The following is a 17722-nucleotide window of genomic DNA, read 5'->3' as shown; positions in this document are numbered from 1 at the left end:
ATGCCGCAACCCTGAATGACCACGCGAAAGTGCTTGGTGCGCAGGGTGATTCGTGAACTCAGCGGTTGCTGACGGCGCCCTCGGCGGCCTCGGCCCATTCCCGCCACTGCTTGGCCTGCTCGAGCGCCTTCTCGGCGTCGCGCTGCTTGCCCGCGGCCTGCGCCTTGGCGGCCTGCTCCTCGAAGTGGGCGACCTTCTCGCGGAACTGGGCGGCGCGGGCCACCGCCTCCGGATCGGTGCGCCGCCACTGGGCGTCCACAGCCTCGCGGACCCGCTTCTCGATGGCGCGCAGCTTGCCCTCGAGCTCCTGCATGCGCTCGCGCGGCACCTTGCCGATCGCGTCCCACTTGTCCTGGAGTTCGCGCAGCGCGGCGCGGGCGGCGTCCAGGCCGTTGGCCGGGTCGATGTGGCCGTAGGCGCGCAGCAGTTCCTCCTTGGCGGTGGCGTTCGTCTCGAACTCCGCGTCGCGTTCGGAGACCGCGGCGTTGCGCGCGGCGAAGAACACGTCCTGGGCGCTCTTGAACCGCCGCCACAGCGCCTCGTCGGCCTCGCGGGGCGCCCGGCCCGCCGCCTTCCACTCGGTGAGCAGATCGCGGAACACGGCCGCGGTGCCGACCCAGTCGGTGGAACCGGACAGTTCCTCGGCGCGCACGCACAGCTCTTCCTTGCGCGCCTTGGCGGCGGCGCGTTCGCGGTCGAGTTCGGCGAAGTGCGCGCCGCGGCGGCGGTTGAACGATTCGCGCGCCTTGGAGTAGCGCTTCCACAGCGCGTCGTCCACCTTGCGGTCGACGCCGCGGATGGTCTTCCACTCGTCGAGGATCTCGCGCAGCCGGTCGCCCGCGGCCTTCCACTGGGTGGACTCCGCGGCGATCTTCTCCGCCTCGGCGCACAGCGCTTCCTTGCGCTCGGTGTGCTCGTGGCGGGCGCGCTCCTTCTCCTCCTTGGCGTGTGCGGCCGCTTCCTCGGAGTGCTCGGTGATGGCCTCGAGCCGTTTGGCGAGGCCCTCGATATCGCCGATGACGGCGGCGGTGGGCAGCGACTCGGCCAGCGCCAGGGCGGCGGCCTTGGTCTTGCGCGCGTCGGCGCCCGCGGCGAGGCGGGCTTCGAGCAGCCCGACCTCGGTGGCCAGATCGTCGAAGCGGCGGCCGAAGTGGGCTAGGCCCTCGGCGGCATCGCCGGCCTGCCAGGACCCGATGACGCGCTCGCCGTCGGCGGTCTTCACCCAGGCGGTGCCGTCCTCGTCGACGCGGCCCCATTTGCTCGGATCGGTGACGGTGGGGACCACCACGGGGTGCGGATGATCGTGACCCGGGACGGCGTGCGGCTTGGGATGGGCCGTCCCGGCGCCCGGCTTGGGTGCACCGGAGGGGCGCGGCGCGGTGCCGGGGGTGGCCTTCGCGGTTCCGTTGCTGTCGGTCATTGCTCTCCGTCCCTGCCGCGCGTCACGGCTGCCTGGTTACACCCTGGCTCATCCCGTGCAACCCGGTCCGAGCCCTGTGGACCATAGGTCCCCTCACCCCCGAGGGCGCGAACCCCGGGAGCTGTCAACCCGTCATGACCTGGGTTGTCGTCCCTCGACACTATCAATCTCGGCGGCGATTGACCCCACAGACACGAGAAGCCGGGGGCGTGGGTGAGCGGGCACCGCCGTGCGGCGGGCCGCGCGGGCGAACCGCTACCGTTTACCGCGTGTTGAGTATCGCCGCCCTGGTTCCGTCGCCGCCGGTCCTGGTCCCGGAACTGTCCGGCCGCCCGGTGGCCGCGACCGGGGCGGACGCCGACGACCCGCTGGTGTCGCTGCGCGCCGCCGTGCTGGCGGCGGGGCAGCGGCTGGCGGCCGTGGCCGCGCGGTGGACGGTGCTCGGCGCCGGGCCCGAAGCGGCCTCGCTCGGACCGGAGGCGAGCGGCACGTTCCGTGGTTTCGGTGCGGACGTGCGCGTTTCCCTGGGCGGCGCGGCCGGTCCGCCCGACCCGCTGCTGCCGCTTGCCGCGCTGATCGCCGGATGGTTGCGCGAGCAGGTCGCGCCCGAGGCGCGTGCCGACGCGCGCATCGTCGCGGCCGCCACCGCGGCCGAGGGCTGCGCCGACGTGGGCGCGATTTTGCGCGCGGAACTGGACGCCGACCCCGAACCGCACGGCGTGCTGGTCGTGGCCGACGGCGCCGCGACCCTGGCGAAGAACTCGCCCGGCTATTTCGACGAACGCGCCGAGGCGCACCAGGACGAGCTGGACCGTGCGCTGAGCGCGGGCGACCGGGCGGGCCTGCACGCGCTCGACCCCGGGCGGTGCGCGGAACTGGTCCTCGCGGGCCGCCCCGCCTACCAGGCGCTCGGCGGACTGTTCGCCACCGACCCCGCCGACCCATCCGTCGAAACCCTGTATCGCGCAGCACCTTTCGGCGTCGGCTACCACGTGAGCCTCTGGCGGCCCACCCGGGAGGCGCGATGACCCTCCCGATCGCCGTGGTCGGCCCCACCGCGACGGGGAAGTCCGATCTGGGCCTCGACCTGGCCGAACGCCTCGGCGGCGAGATCGTCAATATCGACGCCATGCAGCTGTACCGGGGCATGGACATCGGCACCGCGAAGCTGCCGCCCGCGCAGCGGCGCGGCATCCCGCACCACCAGCTCGACGTGCTCGACGTGACCGAGACCGCCAGCGTCGCCACCTACCAGGGGGCGGCCGCCGCCGACGTCGAGGACATCCTGGCCCGCGGCCGCGTTCCGATCGTGGTCGGCGGTTCGATGATGTACGTGCAGGCGCTGCTGGACGAGTGGGCGTTCCCCGCCACCGATCCCGAGGTCCGCGCCCGCTGGGAACGGGTGCTCGAGACCGAAGGCGTCGCGGCGGTGCACGCCGCCCTGCGCGCCGCAGACCCGGTCGCGGCGCGCACCATCCTGCCCACCGACGGCCGGCGCATGGTGCGCGCGCTGGAGGTGGTCGAGCTGACCGGGCGGCCGTTCGCGGCCTCCGCCCCGGTGATCGGCGAACCGCGCTGGGGCACCGTCATTCTCGGCGTCGACCGGGACACCGCCGCCTTGGACGAGCGCATCGAGCGCCGCACCGCGCTCATGTTCGAGACCGGACTCGTGGACGAGGTGATCGGCCTGCTCGACCGGGGCCTGCGCGACGGCGTCACCGCCCGCCGCGCCATCGGCTACGCGCAGGTGCTCGCCCACCTGGACGGCGAATACGATCTGGACCACGCCCGCGAACGCACCCTCATCGGCACCCGGCGCTACGTGCGCAGGCAGCGCTCCTGGTTCCGCCGCGACCCTCGGGTCCGCTGGCTGGACGGCGCCGATCCGGGGCTGCTCGACGCGGCGCTGGCCGCCGTCGCGACCGCGCGACACGACACAGAACGGACCCCGCAGTGACCCGACGCGTCAGCACCCGCAACGCTTCCGTGCAGGTGTGGCAGGCCTACCTGAACAACCGCACCAAACGGCACCGCGACGGCCGGTTCCTGGTGCAGGGCGTGCGCCCGATCACCCAGGCGGTGGCCAGCGGCTGGCCGCTGGAGACGCTGATCTACCGGCTCGGCGGGCCTGAACTCTCGTCGTGGGCGCGCGACCTGCTCGACGACACCGATGTGCCGAGCGTCGGGCTGGTGCCCGAGCTCATGGCCGATCTGGGCGAGAAGGCGAGCGGCACACCGGAATTGGTGGCTGTCGCCGAGACGCGGCACCCGGATCTGGACGAGTTCGCGCCCGGTGAGCCGGGCGAGGACGCGCCCGTGATCGTGGTGTTCGACCGCCCCAACTCGCCGGGCAACCTCGGGACGCTGATCCGCTCGGCCGACGCGTTCGGCGCCGACGCGGTGATCGTCACCGGGCACGGCGCCGACCAGTACGACCCGCAGGCGGTGCGCGCCTCCACGGGCTCGCTGTTCGCGGTGCCGGTGTACCGGGCGGCCGGGCCCGCGCAGGTGCTGGCATTGCGCGACCGGCAGGTGGCGCGCGGCATCCCCACCGCCGTGCTGGGCACCGACGAGCACGGCGCCGGCCCGCTCTACGACCGCGACCTCACCGACGCGGTGATCCTGGTGGTGGGCAACGAGACCTCCGGGATGAGCGCGGCCTGGCAGGATGCCTGTGACGAGGTGCTGTCCATCCCGATGGGCGGCACCGCCAGCTCGCTGGGCGCGCCGTCGGCGGGCGCGGTGGGGCTCTACGAAATTTCCCGGCAGCGCCGGACGTTCGCCAGATGACGACATGAGGAGATCACACGCGTGACGGACATCGAGTTCAGCAAGGGCCACGGCACCCAGAACGATTTCGTGGTGCTGCCCGACGAGGATGTCCGCCTCGACCTCACCCCCGAGCGCGTCGCCGCGCTCTGCGACCGGCAGCGCGGGCTCGGCGCCGACGGCGTGCTGCGGGTGGCCCGCGCGGGCGCGCTGCTCGCGGCGGGCGTGCTCCCCGCGCTGCCCGAGGGCGTGAGCGGGGACGACTGGTTCATGGACTACCGCAACGCCGACGGCTCGATCGCCGAGATGTGCGGCAACGGCGTGCGCGTCTTCGCGCACTACCTGGCCGCGACCGGTCGCGAGCCGCGCGGCGAGCACGTGGTGGGCAGCCGCGCCGGGGCGCGCCCGGTGACCGTGCACGCGGCCGATCCGGTGCGCGGTGAGGTGACGGTGGGCATGGGGGTGGTGCGCGAACTCGGCGAATCCACCGCGTCGATCGCGGGCTGGGCGGTGCCCGGTCTCGGCATCGATGTCGGCAATCCGCACCTGGCCTGCGTGGAGCGGGGACTGTCGGCCGAGGCGCTGGCCAAACTGGATCTGACCGTCCCGCCGGGCTACGACCCCGACCTGTTCCCGCAGGGGGTGAACATCGAGATCCTCACCCCGCTCGGCGGCGACGGCGCCGTCGACATGCGCGTCTACGAACGCGGTGTCGGCGAAACCCGTTCCTGCGGAACGGGAACCGTCGCGGCCGCGGCGGCGGCGCTGGCCGCGGAGGGTTTCGCGATCGCCACCGATACCGGCGAGGTGACGGTGCGGGTGCCCGGGGGAGCGGTGACCGTCACGGTGGCGAACGGGTCCGCGACGCTGCGCGGGCCGTCCGAACTCGTCGCGACCGGCAGGCTCGCGGGCCCGTGGTGGGACGGTCTGTGACCGTTCGCCGGGCGGATAACCGAATGCGCCGGGTCGCCGGACCTGGCAGCATGGAAGGCGTATGAGGAATTCAGAGACATTCGATATGACCGAGGCCGACGATCTGGACCCGGCCGAGGAATCGCGCGAGGGTGACGTGGTGGCCGAACATGCCGCCCGCATGCGGCGCAACGGGTGGAGCGCCGAGCCCACCGTCGGTGAACTCCAGCTCGAGGACCGCGGTTCGCTGCGGCGCGTGGCAGGACTGTCCACCGAGCTCACCGACATCACCGAGGTCGAGTATCGGCAGCTGCGCCTGGAACGGGTCGTGCTGGTCGGGGTGTGGACCTCGGGTTCGGCGGCGCAGGCCGACGCGAGCATGGCCGAGCTGGCCGCGCTCGCCGAGACCGCGGGCTCGCAGGTGCTCGACGCGCTGATCCAGCGTCGCGACCGGCCCGACCCCGCGACCTACATCGGCTCCGGCAAGGCCGACGAGTTGCGCTCGGTGGTGCTCGAGACCGGCGCCGACACCGTCATCTGCGACGGCGAGCTGACCCCGGCCCAGCTGACCGCGCTGGAGAAGGTCGTCAAGGTCAAGGTGATCGACCGGACCGCGCTGATCCTGGACATCTTCGCCCAGCACGCCACCTCCAGCGAGGGCAAGGCGCAGGTCGCGCTGGCCCAGATGGAATACATGCTGCCGCGGCTGCGCGGCTGGGGTGAGTCCATGTCCCGCCAGGCCGGCGGCCGGGCGGGCAGCAATGGAGGTGTGGGCCTGCGCGGTCCCGGTGAGACCAAGATCGAGACCGACCGCCGCCGCATCCGCGAGCGGATGGCCAAGCTGCGGCGCGAGATCCGCGAGATGAAGACCGCGCGCGAGACCAAGCGGGCGCGGCGCACCTCGTCGGGCATTCCGCAGGTCGCCATCGTCGGCTACACCAACGCGGGCAAGTCCAGCCTGATGAACGCGCTCACCGGCGCGGGCATCCTGGTGCAGGACGCGCTGTTCGCCACCCTGGACCCCACCACCCGCCGCGCCGAGCTGGACGACGGGCGCGAGGTGGTGTTCACCGACACCGTCGGCTTCGTGCGGCACCTGCCCACCCAGCTGGTCGAGGCGTTCCGCTCCACGCTGGAGGAGGTGACCGGCGCGGACCTGCTGCTGCACGTGGTGGACGGCTCCGACCCGATGCCGGCCGACCAGATCAAGGCCGTGCGCGAGGTGATCACCGACGTGATCAAGGAGGCCGGGTCGGCCGCGCCGCCGGAGTTGCTGGTGGTGAACAAGATCGACGCCGCCGACCCGACGGAGCTCACCCGGCTGCGCGGGGTGCTGCCCGACGCGGAGTTCGTCTCCGCGCGCACCGGCGCGGGCATCGAGGAGCTGCGCACCCGTCTGGCCACCGTGCTGGGCGGGCTCGACGTGGAGGTCGGCGTGCTGCTGCCCTACACGCGGGGTGACCTGCTCGCGCGCATCCACGCCGACGGCAGGCTGCTGTCCACCGAGCACGAGGAGACCGGCACCCGGGTGCGCGCCCTGGTGCCGCGCGCGCTGGCCGCGGCGCTGTCGGAGTTCGCCGACGGCGGCGTGCCGGTGGCCGCCGAGAAGTAGAACCGACCGCTCCGTACGCGCCCGTGGTGGTGATGTGCGGGGCGGTTCGTTCGTGCCGGGTGTCACTCCCGGAATCACCCTGGCGGACAAGGGGATTCGCACGGCAATTCGGCCTCGGTGGTCGTTGCGGCGCCATGCGGTGTGACCGATCCCACCTCGCCGAGCGACCATCCTGCAACCTGTTCCACCGTGATCCGGTAGTCTGGTTCGCGACGCCGCGACCGTCCGTGGTGCAGGGGACTTTCATTCCGTACGACGATGTGCCGGGATTATCGACATCCGATGGGGACGACACATGCCTGAATCCTCGCCCGCCGTGGCCCAGCTGTCCGACGGCGCACCGCTCGACGTGCGCCTCGGCGAGACCGACCTGCGCGTCCTCGAGGCGCTGCTCGCCCCACTGCGCGCCTGGACCAGTCCGCGATTCCTCGGCCTGGAGAACATCCCCGCCGACGGCCCGGTCCTGCTGGTCGGCAACCACAACCTCATGGGCGCCATCGACGCGCCCCTGCTGATGCCCGCCGTGCTGCGCGAGCGCGGCCGCGTCATCCGGGGGTTGGCCGAGCACGTGCTCATCGCGGTGCCCGGCGTGCGGCACTTCCTGCACCACTACGGCGCGGTGCGCGGCACCCGCGACAACTGCATGGCGCTGCTCGGGCGCGGCGAGGCGGTGCTGGTGTTCCCCGGCGGCGGGCGCGAGGCGGTGCGCCGCAAGAACGAGAAGTACCTGCTCAAGTGGGAGGGGCGCACCGGTTTCGCGCGGATGGCGCTGGAGGCGGGCGTGCCGATCGTGCCGGTCGCCATGATCGGCGTGGACGACGCGTTCGACATCGTCTTCGACGGTGACCACCCCGTCCTGCGGCCGCTGCGCTGGACCGTGCAGGCCCTCGGCCTCAAGCCCGACCTCACCCCGCCCCTGCTGCGCGGCGTGGGCCCCACCTTCCTGCCGCGCCCGGAGCGCTTCTACTTCTCCGCCGGCGTGCCCATCGATCCGGCGCCGTGGCGCGGCGCGGGCGATCTCGACGCCGCCGCCACCGAACTGCGCGACGTCGTGCGCAAGGCCCTCGAAGAGGAACTGAAATTCCTGCTCGCCGAACGCGACCGCGACTCCGGCCGCACCCTCACCGGCCGCCTCCGCGGGTTGCTCCCGTTCTGATCCGATCGGACCACCTCCTACCTCACCCGGCTGCGGGACCGTCGGCGAGCGCGCCCCACAGCTCTCTGCGCACTCCGCCGTGATGGGCTCGACCTCCACCGCCCGGTCGGCACCTCGGTCCCGCGGCCCCACTCTCCGCCTGGTCGACGGCACGGGCGGCGACCGAGCGGCCGGGCGGCAGCGCAGCACCATCGCTGGGCCTGCCCGCGTGATCGTCGTCGGCTATGGGTTCGCGCGCTCTCCGCCGGGTGGTCAGGTTTGCCGGGAGTGGCGCTGGATCGGACTCCGTCTACTCCGCTTTTCCTGGTGAAACCGCGCGTTCTCCGGGCGTGAAGTTAACAGTCATTCATGTTTCGGGTACCGTGTGCGGTAACGACGGGTCGGTGTGGACCGGCCGGGTGTCACCAGGAGGTTGGTTGTGGAGCGCACACTTTTCGAGCCCGAGCACGATCTGTTCCGGGAGTCGTTCCGCAAGTTTCTCGATCAGCACGTCGCGCCCCACCACGCGAAGTGGGAAGAGCAGGGCATCGTCGATCGCGACGTGTGGCTCGAGGCGGGCAAGCAGGGCTTCCTCGGCATGGCCGTGCCGGAGGAGTTCGGCGGTGGTGGGGTGCAGGACTTCCGCTACAACGCGATCATCACCGAGGAGTGCGTGAAGGGGCAGTACTCGGGCCTGGGCTTCGCCCTGCACAACGACGTGGTCGCGCCCTACCTGCTGGAGCTGGCCGACGAGGAGCAGAAGCGGCGCTGGCTGCCCGGCTTCTGTTCCGGGGAGCTCATCACCGCCATCGCCATGACCGAACCGGGCACCGGCTCGGACCTGCAGGGCATCAAGGCGCGTGCGGTGCGCGACGGCGACGAGTGGATCCTCAACGGCGCCAAGACCTTCATCACCAACGGCATCAACGCCGACATCGTGATCGTCGTCGCCCAGACCGATCCGGAGAAGGGCGCCATGGGCTTCAGCCTGCTGGTGGTCGAGCGCGGCATGCCCGGCTTCGAGCGCGGCCGCAACCTCGACAAGATCGGCCTCAAAGCCCAGGACACCGCCGAGCTCAGCTTCACCGACGTGCGCGTGCCCGCCGCCAACCTGCTCGGCACCGAGGGCATGGGCTTCATCCACCTCATGCACAACCTGCCGCAGGAGCGCCTGTCCATCGCCGTCATGGCCGCCGCCGCGATGGAGGCCTGCCTCGACATGACTTGCCAGTACGTGCGCGACCGCAAGGCCTTCGGCAAGCCGATCGGCGCGCTGCAGAACACCCGCTTCGTGCTCGCCGAACTGGCCACCAAGACCACCGCCGTGCGGATCATGGTGGATCGCTTCATCGAGGAGCTGAACGCGGGCAAGCTCAGCGTCGAGGACGCGGCCATGGCGAAGTGGTGGAGCACCGAGGAGCAGCTCGACCTCATCAACCGCTGCCTGCAGCTGCACGGCGGCTACGGCTACATGAAGGAATACCCGATCGCCAAGGCCTACATGGACGCCCGCATCCAGACCATCTACGGCGGCACCACCGAGATCATGAAGGAGATCATCGGGCGCGGGCTGAAACTCGCCTGACACCGGGCTGTTTCGCGCAGGGGAGGGGGCCGCCGCCCCGTCCCCTGCGTTCGGACGGGGCTCGCGGCGTCACGCCTGCGACAGGGTACCCACGGTCGCGCCGAGCGCCAGGAGTTCTTCCGCGACCAGTGCGGAAGCCTGCCGAACGGTGGTGTAGCGCACGGGCAGTCGGGTCTGGGCGATGTCGTTGAGCATCCCGAGGACGGCCTGCACCCGGAGGCGGGCCGCGGGCGCCGACCACTCCGGGTGGACGGCTCGGACGGTGCGGACCCAGTCGAAGACGTAGTCCAGCTGGACGGCGCGAATCTGCTGACGGTGCGGCTCGGGGAGGTGGATCACCTCGGTGAGCAGGACCTGCACCAGGCCGGGGTTGTCGAACGCGAAGGCGAGATAGCTCGCGATCAGCGCCCGCACCGCGTCGGTGTCGTCGCGCGCGGCCGCGAGGGCGCGATTCATGTCGATGCGCAGCCATTCGGCGCCACGGGTGAGTGCGGCGGCCAGCACGTCCTCTTTGCGGGCGAAGTGGTGGTAGACGCTGGGCCCGGCGATGCCGACGACCGTACCGATGTCCTCCATACCGACGTGGGCGTAGCCGTCGCGGGCGAACAGGTCGATCGCGGCGGCCAGCAGTTGCTCACGCCGCGTGCCGGGGCGCAGCGGCGCCTCCGGCGCGGCACCCGATGTCCCCGTCCGGAGCGCGGGCACGGGGGCGTGGACGACGGTCTCGATCAATGTGCCGAGCAGCGTGGAGAATTCGGGTTCGGGCAGGGTCACGTTGTGGAACGAGACGCTGGTCGCGACGGCCACCGCGCACGTCGCGAGCAGAACGGTAGCCTCGGCACCGAGGTCGGGACGCTGCGCGGCGATCTGGTCGGCCACCCGGCGGCGGAACCCGCGCATGCGGTGGTGCAGCGCGGTGCGGGTGTCCGGGGGGAGCTGCCGGGCCTCACGCCGCCACAGCACACCGACGTGGCGTTGCGCGATCGCGGCCGCGGCCAGGTCCGAGGCGAGCGGACGGGCGCCGGACTCGGTCTCGTCCAGCAGCCGGTCGGCGGCGTCGAGCGAGTCGGTGATCACCGCTTCGAGCAGCTGCCGCTTACCGCGGAAGTGCCGGTAGAGCGCGGAGGGGCCGACGGCGACCGCCTCGGCGATATCGCTCATCGCGACGTTGGCGTACCCGTCGCGGGCGAACAGCTCGGTGGCCGCGTCGAGGATGAGCGCCCGGCGGTTCGCCGGGCGTGTGCCGCGTGCGGGGCGGGCGTCACGCGTGGCCGGACTCCCGCTCACCCGCACCCCCTTCTCCGTCTCATGACACGTCGCGGCCGGCCTGTTCCCAATGCGGCTTGCGCAGCTCGCGTTTGAGGATCTTACCGGCGCCCGACAGGGGCAACGCGTCGGCGAACTCGACGCTGCGCGGGATCTTGTAGTTCGCGATGAGGGACTTGCAGTGGGTACCGAGTTCCTCGGCCGTGGCCGTCCGGCCGGGCGCGAGGACGACCACCGCGTGCACCCGCTCACCCCAGTCGGCGTCGGGGATGCCGATCACCGCGCACTGGGCGACGGCGGGATGCTTGGCCAGCGCGTTCTCCACCTCGGCGCTGTAGACGTTCTCGCCGCCGGTCACGATCATGTCCTTGAGCCGGTCCACGACGAACACGTAGCCCGCCTCGTCCATGTAGCCGCCGTCGCCGGTGTGCATCCACCCGTCGACCACCGCGGCGGCGGTCTCCTCGGGTTTGTTCCAGTACCCGAGCATCACGTTGTCGCCTTTGACGACGATCTCGCCCACGGTGCCGCGTGGCACCTCGTTCCCGTCGGGATCGACCACGCGCACCTCGGCGTGTGCGACGGCCCGCCCGGCGGCGCGCCGCAACTCGGGCCGCCGGTGGTCCTCGGCGGTGAGCAGCGTGGCGATCGGGGAGAGCTCGGTCATGCCGTAGGCCTGGGTGAACTCCGCCGAGGGGAAGGCCTTCGCCGCCCGCTCGAGCAGCGCCTCGGAGATCGGTGAGGCGCCGTAGAGCACGCGGCGCAGGCCGGACAGGTCGTGCTCGGCCGCGCCGGGGTCGTCGACGAGCATCTGGATCATGGTCGGGACCAGCAGCGAATCCGTGACCCGGTGTTCGGCCATGGCTTTCAGCACGCCGGGCGGGGTGAACACCGGCACGATCACGTGCGTCGCGCCCAGGACATTGCCGATGTTCCACGCCGCGTAGTCGGCGAGGTGGAACATCGGCGCGGCGTGCAGCAGGCGGCCGTGGCGGGTCGCCAGGTCGGTCGTGGCGAGTGCGCCCAGCGCGGAGGTGACGACGTTGTCGTGGCTGAGCATCACGCCTTTGGGGAAGCCGGTGGTGCCGCCGGTGTAGAAGAGGCCGAGCAGCTCGGCGCCGCCGGTTCGGGTGTCGGGCGCCGGATCGGACTCGGCCACCAGCGTCTCGTAGTCGAGGGTGCCGTCGGGCCGTTCCCCGTCGCCGATGAACACGACGTGTTCGAGCGGGTACTCCGCCAGGATCGCGGGCAGGGCCTGGGCGAACATGTCGTCCACGAGCAGCGTCGTCGTGCCCGAATCCCGCAGCGAGTAGACGATCTCGGCGGGACTCCACCGGATGTTGACCGGGTTGACGACCGCCCCGAGCCACGGCACCGCGATGTAGTACTCGTGATACCGATCGGAATTGAGCGCCAGAATGCCGACGCGGTCACCCTTGCCGACACCGAGCCCGCGCAGGGCACCCGCGAATCGCGCGACGCGGTCGGCCGATTCGGCGACGGTGCGGGTGCGCTCCCCGTAGATCGTCGCGAGGGCGTCGGGGCGCTGCTGGAGCGCGCGGTGCAGCGACTGCGTGAGGTACATCAGAAATCGAACCCTCCGCCGCAAACCAGCGTCTGCCCGCTGACGTAGTCGGACTCCGGCGTGCACAGCAGGTACACCGCGCCCGCGGCTTCGGCGGGCGCGCCGCCGCGCCCGAGCGGGATCATCCGCTCCATGGCCGCGAGCAGGTCGGGGTTGACGCCGACCTTGATCTGCTTGCCCGCCACGTCGATGGTGCCGCCGGTGTCGGCGGGCGCCTCGGTGAGCCGGGTCTTGATCAGGCCGAACGCGACCGTGTTGGCGGTGACGTTGTAGCGGCCCCACTCCTTGGCGATCGTCTTGGTGAGGCCCGTGAGGCCCGCCTTGGCCGCGGAGTAGTTGGCCTGCCCGGCGTTGCCGCCGGTGCCCGCGAGCGAGGAGATGTTGACGACCTTGCGGCAGGGGACGGGCTCGCCGGCCTGCCGCGCCTTCTTCACCAGGTCGCTGATCACCGGCTGCGCGGCGCGCAGGATCTGGAACGGCGCTTTGAGGTGCACGTCGAGGATCGCGTCCCACTGCTCGTCGGTCATCTTCTGGATGACGCTGTCCCAGGTGTAGCCGGCGTTATTGACGATGATGTCGAGGCCGCCGTAGGTGTCGACCGCGGTCTGCACGAACCGCTCGCCGAACCCGGATTCGGTGACGCTGCCGACGCAGGTGGTGGCGGTGCCGCCCGCGGCCTCGATGGCGGCGACCGTCTCCTTCGCCGGTTCGGCGTCGAGGTCGTTGACGACCACGCGCGCGCCTTCGGCGGCCAGTTTGAGTGCGATCTCGCGTCCGATGCCGCGGCCGGAGCCGGAGACGATCGCGATCCTGCCGTCGAGATTACCCATGGTGTACGAGTCCTTCCTGAAGGGAGATGCGGGCGTCACCGGTCAGGGTGACGGTGCCGTCGGGCAGGGTGACCGCGAGGTCGACCGTGGCGATATCGCCGTCGACGGCGGTCACCGTGCCCGTGCAGATCGGTTCGGCGTGTACCGGTGTGATGGCCGCGAAGCGCACTTGGAACGACCGGATGCCCTCCTGCCGAACCCACGAGGTGAGCAGCCTGCCGAGGTAGGCCATCGACAGCATGCCGTGCGCGAACACGTCGTCGAGCCCGGCCGAGCGCGCGACATCGATGTCGATGTGCATCGGGTTGTGATCGCCCGAGGCGCCGGCGAACAGCGCCAGCGTGGTCCGCGAGATCGGGGGCAGTTTCAGCGGGGGCAGTTCGGTGCCGACGGTGACGGTCATTTGCGCACCACCACAACGGTTTTCAGGTCGGCGACGGCCGAGCCGTCGGCGCGGGTCACTGCCGTCTCCTTCACGATGAACGTCAACGCGCCGCCCTTCTTCTGGTACGTGTCGGTGATACGCGGCGTCGCGGTGAGCGTGTCGCCGGCGCGCGCGGGGGAGTGGTAGACGAACGACTGCTCCCCGTGCAGGACCTTGCGCAGGTCCACGCCGAGCTCGGCGAGCCAGGCGAACGGGTCGGGCTGTTCGAGTTCGATCGCGAACAAGAACGTCGGCGGCACCACGTCGGTGGGGTTCGGCTCGCCGATCGCCTTGGCGAACAAGCGGAGCCGGCCCGCGTCGATGTACAGCGTCGAGGGAGCGAGTCCGGTACCGATCATCGGCCCACCTTTTCGTAGAGCGTGACGACCGTGGCACCGCCGAGGCCGATATTGTGCTGGAGCGCGACGATGCAGCCGTCCACCTGGCGTGCGTCGGCCTCGCCCCGCAGTTGCCACACCAGTTCGGCGCACTGCGCGAGTCCGGTGGCGCCCAGCGGATGTCCCTTCGACAGCAGCCCGCCCGACGGGTTGGTCACGACCCGCCCGCCATAGGTGTTGTCGCCGTCGAGGATGAACTTCTCGGCCGTGCCCTCGGGCGTGAAGCCCAGTGCCTCGTAGGTGAGCAGTTCGTTGGCGGTGAAGCAGTCGTGCAGTTCGGCGACCTTGATGTCCTCGGGGCCGACACCGCTGGCCTCGTACACCTGCCGGGCGGCCTCGCGCGCCATGTCGTAGCCGACGATCGCGGCCATCGACCGGGATTCGAACGTCGAGGCGGTGTCGGTTGTCATCGCCTGCGCCGCGATCGCGACATCGGCGCGCAATCCGTGCGTGCGGGCGAAGTCCTCGCTGCAGACCACGGCGGCTGCCGCGCCGCAGGTGGGCGGGCAGCACTGCAGGCGGGTGAGCGGGCCGTAGATGTGCGGGGAGGCGAGCACTTCCTCGACGGTGAGCTCGTCGCGGAACACCGCGTAAGGGTTGTGTTCGGCGTGTTTTCGCGATTTCACCGAGATCGCGGCGAAGGTCTCCGGCGCGGTACCGTACTTGTGCGCGTACTCGCGGCCCGCGCCCCCGAACAACTGCGCCGCGAACGGCGCCTCGCTGGTGCCCTGGATGTCGTGGACGATCTCCGAGAACGAGTCGAACGGCGTCGGGCGGTCGGTGAACGACATGGCCAGCGCGCCGCGCTGCATCTGCTCGAAACCGAGGGCGAGCACGCACTCGGCCGCGCCCGAGGCCACGGCCTGGCGCGCCAGGTACAGCGCCGACGACCCGGTCGAACAATTGTTGTTCACGTTGAGCACCGGGATGCCCGCGGGGCCGACCCGGTACAGCGCGGCCTGGCCGGAGGTGGAATCGCCGTACACCCACCCGGCGTAGGCCTGCTGGATGAGCGAGTAGTCGACCCCGGCGTCGGCGAGCGCAGCCCTGGTCGCCTTCTCGCCCATCACGTCGTAGGTCTCGGTACGGCTGGGGGTGGTGAAGGGAATCATCCCCACACCGGCGATGAGCGCTCGGCGTGACATCGGTGTCTCCTTGGTGCTGCCGGAATGAATCTAATAGATATTCACATAGCACGGTAAGGTATCAGCCGAAGCCGGGCAATGGGCCGGTTTCAACGAAAGTCGCAAGATTCACTTATGGCGGGTGCCGCAGTCCCGGGCGCGGGGGTGAACGCGTCGGTGTCGTCCCGCGACAGGCGCGGATTCAGCCGGTCGGGAGCAGGCAGGCGACGACGGTCCGGGTGGGGCGCGCGGCCGTGGCCGGATCGTGGTGGTCGATGCGGAATCCGTTGGCGCGCAGCAGGTTCACCAGTCCGTCGCCGCAGACCTCGCGGGCGTGCCCGGGTTCCATGACGAGGAGGTAGGCGTCCACGGCGAGACCGGTCAGGGCGGGGCGGTCGAGATCGACGGCGACGAAGCGACCGCCGGGGGTGAGCACGCGGGCGGACTCGCGGATCGCCGCGCGGCGCACCTCCGTCGGGACCTCGTGCAGGCCGAACGCCGCCATCACCACGTCGAAGGAGTTGTCCGGGTAGGGGAGCGCGGCGACATCGCCGCGCACCAGATCGACGGTGGTGATACCCGCCGACGACAGCTTGCGCAGGCCGACCGCGATCATCTCGGGGGAGATGTCCACGCCGACCGCGTGCGCGCCGGGCCGCCGCCGCGCCGGCAGCCGGGATGCGTAGCCGGTGCCCGCGCACAACTCTCGCACGCGCCCTGCGCGACGTGGCGCACCAACTCCTCGTGCGGGCGGCCCGGCAGCAGCGGGTTCGCCGCCTCCAGCACCTCGCCCGCCAGGGTGAACTTCACGCGGTTCCGCAGCGTCGACAGGGGAGTCGACCTACGGTCGGCGCACCGCCCCCACGAGGTACGAATCCGGCGTCACTTGCGCCGGGTGCGCACCAGCAGGCCGGCCACGTGCGCGCAGGCGGCCGAGCGCGCGCCCTCGGCGTCGCCGGAGCGGATCGCCGCGACGATGCGGTCGTGCTCGACCACGGCGATGCGGCGATTGTCGGGTGAGGTCCACATGTCGGAGCGGTACAGGTGCGCCTGTCCGTCCAGCCGGAACAGGGCCTCGCTCAACGGCTTGTTGTCGGCGATATCGCGGATGGCGGTGTGGAATTCGAGGTCGAGCCGGGCGTCGCGGCGCTGGTCGGCGGGCGAGTCCAGCAGATCGCGCTGTTCGTCGAGCATCGCCGACAGTTCCGCCACGTTGCGGTGCGTGGCCCGCAGCGTGGCGTGGTAGGCGGCGAGCCCGTCGAGGACTTCGCGGACCTGGAACACCGACCGGATGGTGTCGTCGTCCACGGTGTCGACCTTGGCGCCCGCGTTGCGGGTATAGACGGCGATGCCCTCGTTGATGAGCTGCTGCACCGCCTCCCGCACCGGCGTGCGGCTGACGTTCAGCTTCGCCGCCAGCGCGGGCACGCTCAGCGGCGTACCGGGCGGCAGGTCGCCCGCGAAGATCTGTTCGCGCAGGGTGGCGTGGACCGATTCGGCGAGCAGGGCGCGCTCGGTCGTCGTCATCTGTTGTTCTCCGCTGGTCCTGGCCACGCCCCACGGTAACGCGGGGCGTGGCGGGCTCGTCGTGGCGCGCGCGGGATCACCGGTCGCGGGCCGCCAGCACGCGCTCGGCTTCGCGCAGACCGGCCGGCGCGACGCCGGACTTCATCCCCGCCAGCTTGGCGGCGATGTTCTCGGCGATGGTGATCGGCGGATAGCCGGTCTCGCCGGGGCCGAGGCAGCCGGGCAGCGTCTCGATCACCGCGTCGTGGTTGCCGTCGAAGAAGAACGCCGCCGAGCGCCGCCGCCGGATGCGGCCGTCCACGATGGGCGGGTCCACGCGGTGCACCGTGGACAGCCACCGGTCGTTGGTCCAGCGCGCCATGGCGTCGCCCAGGTTCACCAGCAGTGCGCCCTCGGCGGGTTGCACGTCGTGCCACACGCCGTCCCCGTCGAGCACCTGCAACCCCGGTACGCGGTCGGCCCAGAGGATGGTGAGGATGCCGAAGTCGGTGTGCGCGCCCATGCCTGTCAGCTCACCGGCGAGCTGGATCTCGGATTCCGGTAGCGCGTAGTTGTTCATCTTCAGCACTTCGATCGAGTGATCGGTGAGCGCGTCGAAATAGCCTTCGGGCAGATGCAGCGCATCGGTGAACGCGCGCAACAGGATTCGCGACAGCTCCTGCGCGTGCCGGAAGTACTCCTCGATCGCGGGCCGGAATTCGGGCAGCACGCCCGGCCAGGTGTTGGGCGCGTAGCTCACGGCGGGCAGGGTCAGGCCCGGGTAGGCCGCGGCCTCGGTGCCGACGGTGAGCGATTCGTAGAAGTCGTTCATCATCGACGCCGACGCGATGCCCAGACTCATGCTCAGCGACTCGGTCTTCGGCGGCGAGTAGCCGCGATTCTCGGTGACGGGGCGCCGGTACTCCTTCTTCGTGTCGAGCGGCAGTGCGAAGAACGCGTCGAGCGCGTCGGCCAGGGCGCCGGTGACCTCGTCGGGAATGCCGTGCCCGACGATCTGGACGAAGCCCACCTCCCGGCAGGCGCGGTCCAGACGCGCGGCGAGCTCGGCGCGCGCCTCGGCGGACGATTCGACGCGGTAGGGCGTGATATCGATGGCCGGTACTTCGAACGTGTCGGACATATGTTCTCTCCCTGA

16 protein-coding genes and 1 pseudogene are annotated in these 17722 nt (G+C 71.2%); 7 read left to right on the top strand and 10 right to left on the bottom strand.

Annotated elements, in window-relative coordinates; all coding sequences use genetic code 11:
• Positions 1-58: 58 nt before the first annotated feature.
• Positions 59-1420, bottom strand: a complete 1362-nt coding sequence (locus OHB21_RS34320) for a DUF349 domain-containing protein (protein WP_195125569.1) — start codon at positions 1418-1420, stop codon at positions 59-61.
• Positions 1421-1689: 269 nt separating this feature from the next.
• Here OHB21_RS34320 and OHB21_RS34315 point away from each other — a divergent pair, with 269 nt between their 5' ends.
• The 7 genes from OHB21_RS34315 (at position 1690) to OHB21_RS34285 (ending at position 9433) form a co-directional block, all read left to right on the top strand.
• Positions 1690-2448, top strand: a complete 759-nt coding sequence (locus OHB21_RS34315; RefSeq protein ID WP_113974918.1) for a class III extradiol ring-cleavage dioxygenase family protein — start codon at positions 1690-1692, stop codon at positions 2446-2448.
• The gene (gene miaA / locus OHB21_RS34310; RefSeq protein ID WP_084537382.1) at positions 2445-3377 is read left to right on the top strand and encodes a tRNA (adenosine(37)-N6)-dimethylallyltransferase MiaA; all 933 of its coding nucleotides are present in this window, start codon (positions 2445-2447) and stop codon (positions 3375-3377) included. Before OHB21_RS34315 ends, miaA begins: the two co-directional genes overlap by 4 nt.
• Entirely contained in the window at positions 3374-4210 is an 837-nt protein-coding gene (locus OHB21_RS34305) for a TrmH family RNA methyltransferase (protein ID WP_067504723.1), read from the top strand. The genes miaA and OHB21_RS34305 overlap by 4 nt, the downstream gene beginning before the upstream one ends.
• Before the next feature lie 30 nt (positions 4211-4240).
• Positions 4241-5122 (top strand): diaminopimelate epimerase, encoded by an 882-nt coding sequence (dapF, locus tag OHB21_RS34300; protein ID WP_113974963.1) that lies wholly within the window; start codon positions 4241-4243, stop codon positions 5120-5122.
• A gap of 160 nt (positions 5123-5282) precedes the next feature.
• A complete protein-coding gene (gene hflX / locus OHB21_RS34295; protein WP_067504720.1) occupies positions 5283-6713 on the top strand; it encodes a GTPase HflX in 1431 nt (476 codons plus the stop codon).
• A gap of 295 nt (positions 6714-7008) precedes the next feature.
• Entirely contained in the window at positions 7009-7869 is an 861-nt protein-coding gene (locus OHB21_RS34290) for a lysophospholipid acyltransferase family protein (protein WP_084537380.1), read from the top strand.
• Between the two features lie 418 nt (positions 7870-8287).
• Positions 8288-9433: an acyl-CoA dehydrogenase family protein gene (locus OHB21_RS34285; RefSeq protein WP_067504698.1), complete on the top strand. Its 1146-nt coding sequence runs from the start codon at positions 8288-8290 to the stop codon at positions 9431-9433.
• 69 nt (positions 9434-9502) lie between these two features.
• Here OHB21_RS34285 and OHB21_RS34280 read toward each other — a convergent pair whose 3' ends face one another.
• From OHB21_RS34280 to OHB21_RS34240, 9 genes and pseudogenes are all read right to left on the bottom strand, one after another.
• On the bottom strand, positions 9503-10720 hold the full coding sequence (locus tag OHB21_RS34280) for a TetR/AcrR family transcriptional regulator (protein ID WP_067504694.1): 1218 nt from the start codon (positions 10718-10720) through the stop codon (positions 9503-9505).
• Positions 10721-10739: 19 nt separating this feature from the next.
• The gene (locus tag OHB21_RS34275; RefSeq protein WP_067504691.1) at positions 10740-12284 is read right to left on the bottom strand and encodes an acyl-CoA synthetase; all 1545 of its coding nucleotides are present in this window, start codon (positions 12282-12284) and stop codon (positions 10740-10742) included.
• On the bottom strand, positions 12284-13114 hold the full coding sequence (locus tag OHB21_RS34270; RefSeq protein ID WP_067504688.1) for an SDR family NAD(P)-dependent oxidoreductase: 831 nt from the start codon (positions 13112-13114) through the stop codon (positions 12284-12286). The genes OHB21_RS34275 and OHB21_RS34270 overlap by 1 nt, the downstream gene beginning before the upstream one ends.
• Positions 13107-13517, bottom strand: a complete 411-nt coding sequence (locus OHB21_RS34265) for a MaoC/PaaZ C-terminal domain-containing protein (protein WP_067504685.1) — start codon at positions 13515-13517, stop codon at positions 13107-13109. The genes OHB21_RS34270 and OHB21_RS34265 overlap by 8 nt, the downstream gene beginning before the upstream one ends.
• The gene (locus OHB21_RS34260; protein WP_067504682.1) at positions 13514-13897 is read right to left on the bottom strand and encodes a MaoC family dehydratase N-terminal domain-containing protein; all 384 of its coding nucleotides are present in this window, start codon (positions 13895-13897) and stop codon (positions 13514-13516) included. The genes OHB21_RS34265 and OHB21_RS34260 overlap by 4 nt, the downstream gene beginning before the upstream one ends.
• Positions 13894-15081 carry a lipid-transfer protein gene (locus tag OHB21_RS34255; protein WP_067504679.1) on the bottom strand — a complete coding sequence of 396 codons (1188 nt, stop codon included), beginning with the start codon at positions 15079-15081 and terminating at the stop codon, positions 13894-13896. Before OHB21_RS34255 ends, OHB21_RS34260 begins: the two co-directional genes overlap by 4 nt.
• A gap of 181 nt (positions 15082-15262) precedes the next feature.
• Positions 15263-15778 (bottom strand): annotated as a pseudogene (locus tag OHB21_RS34250) (methyltransferase domain-containing protein); the annotation flags it as partial.
• A gap of 164 nt (positions 15779-15942) precedes the next feature.
• Positions 15943-16587, bottom strand: coding sequence for a GntR family transcriptional regulator (locus OHB21_RS34245; protein WP_067504677.1), 645 nt, complete (start codon positions 16585-16587; stop codon positions 15943-15945).
• Positions 16588-16663: 76 nt separating this feature from the next.
• Positions 16664-17707 (bottom strand): isopenicillin N synthase family dioxygenase, encoded by a 1044-nt coding sequence (locus OHB21_RS34240; RefSeq protein WP_067504674.1) that lies wholly within the window; start codon positions 17705-17707, stop codon positions 16664-16666.
• Positions 17708-17722: the final 15 nt, after the last annotated feature.

The organism is Nocardia puris, assembly GCF_036051655.1.
GTDB classification, from domain to species: Bacteria; Actinomycetota; Actinomycetes; order Mycobacteriales; family Mycobacteriaceae; genus Nocardia; species Nocardia puris.
The sequence above is the reverse complement of the archived record's forward strand: the minus strand, read 5'-3'. Positions and strand labels throughout refer to the sequence as shown.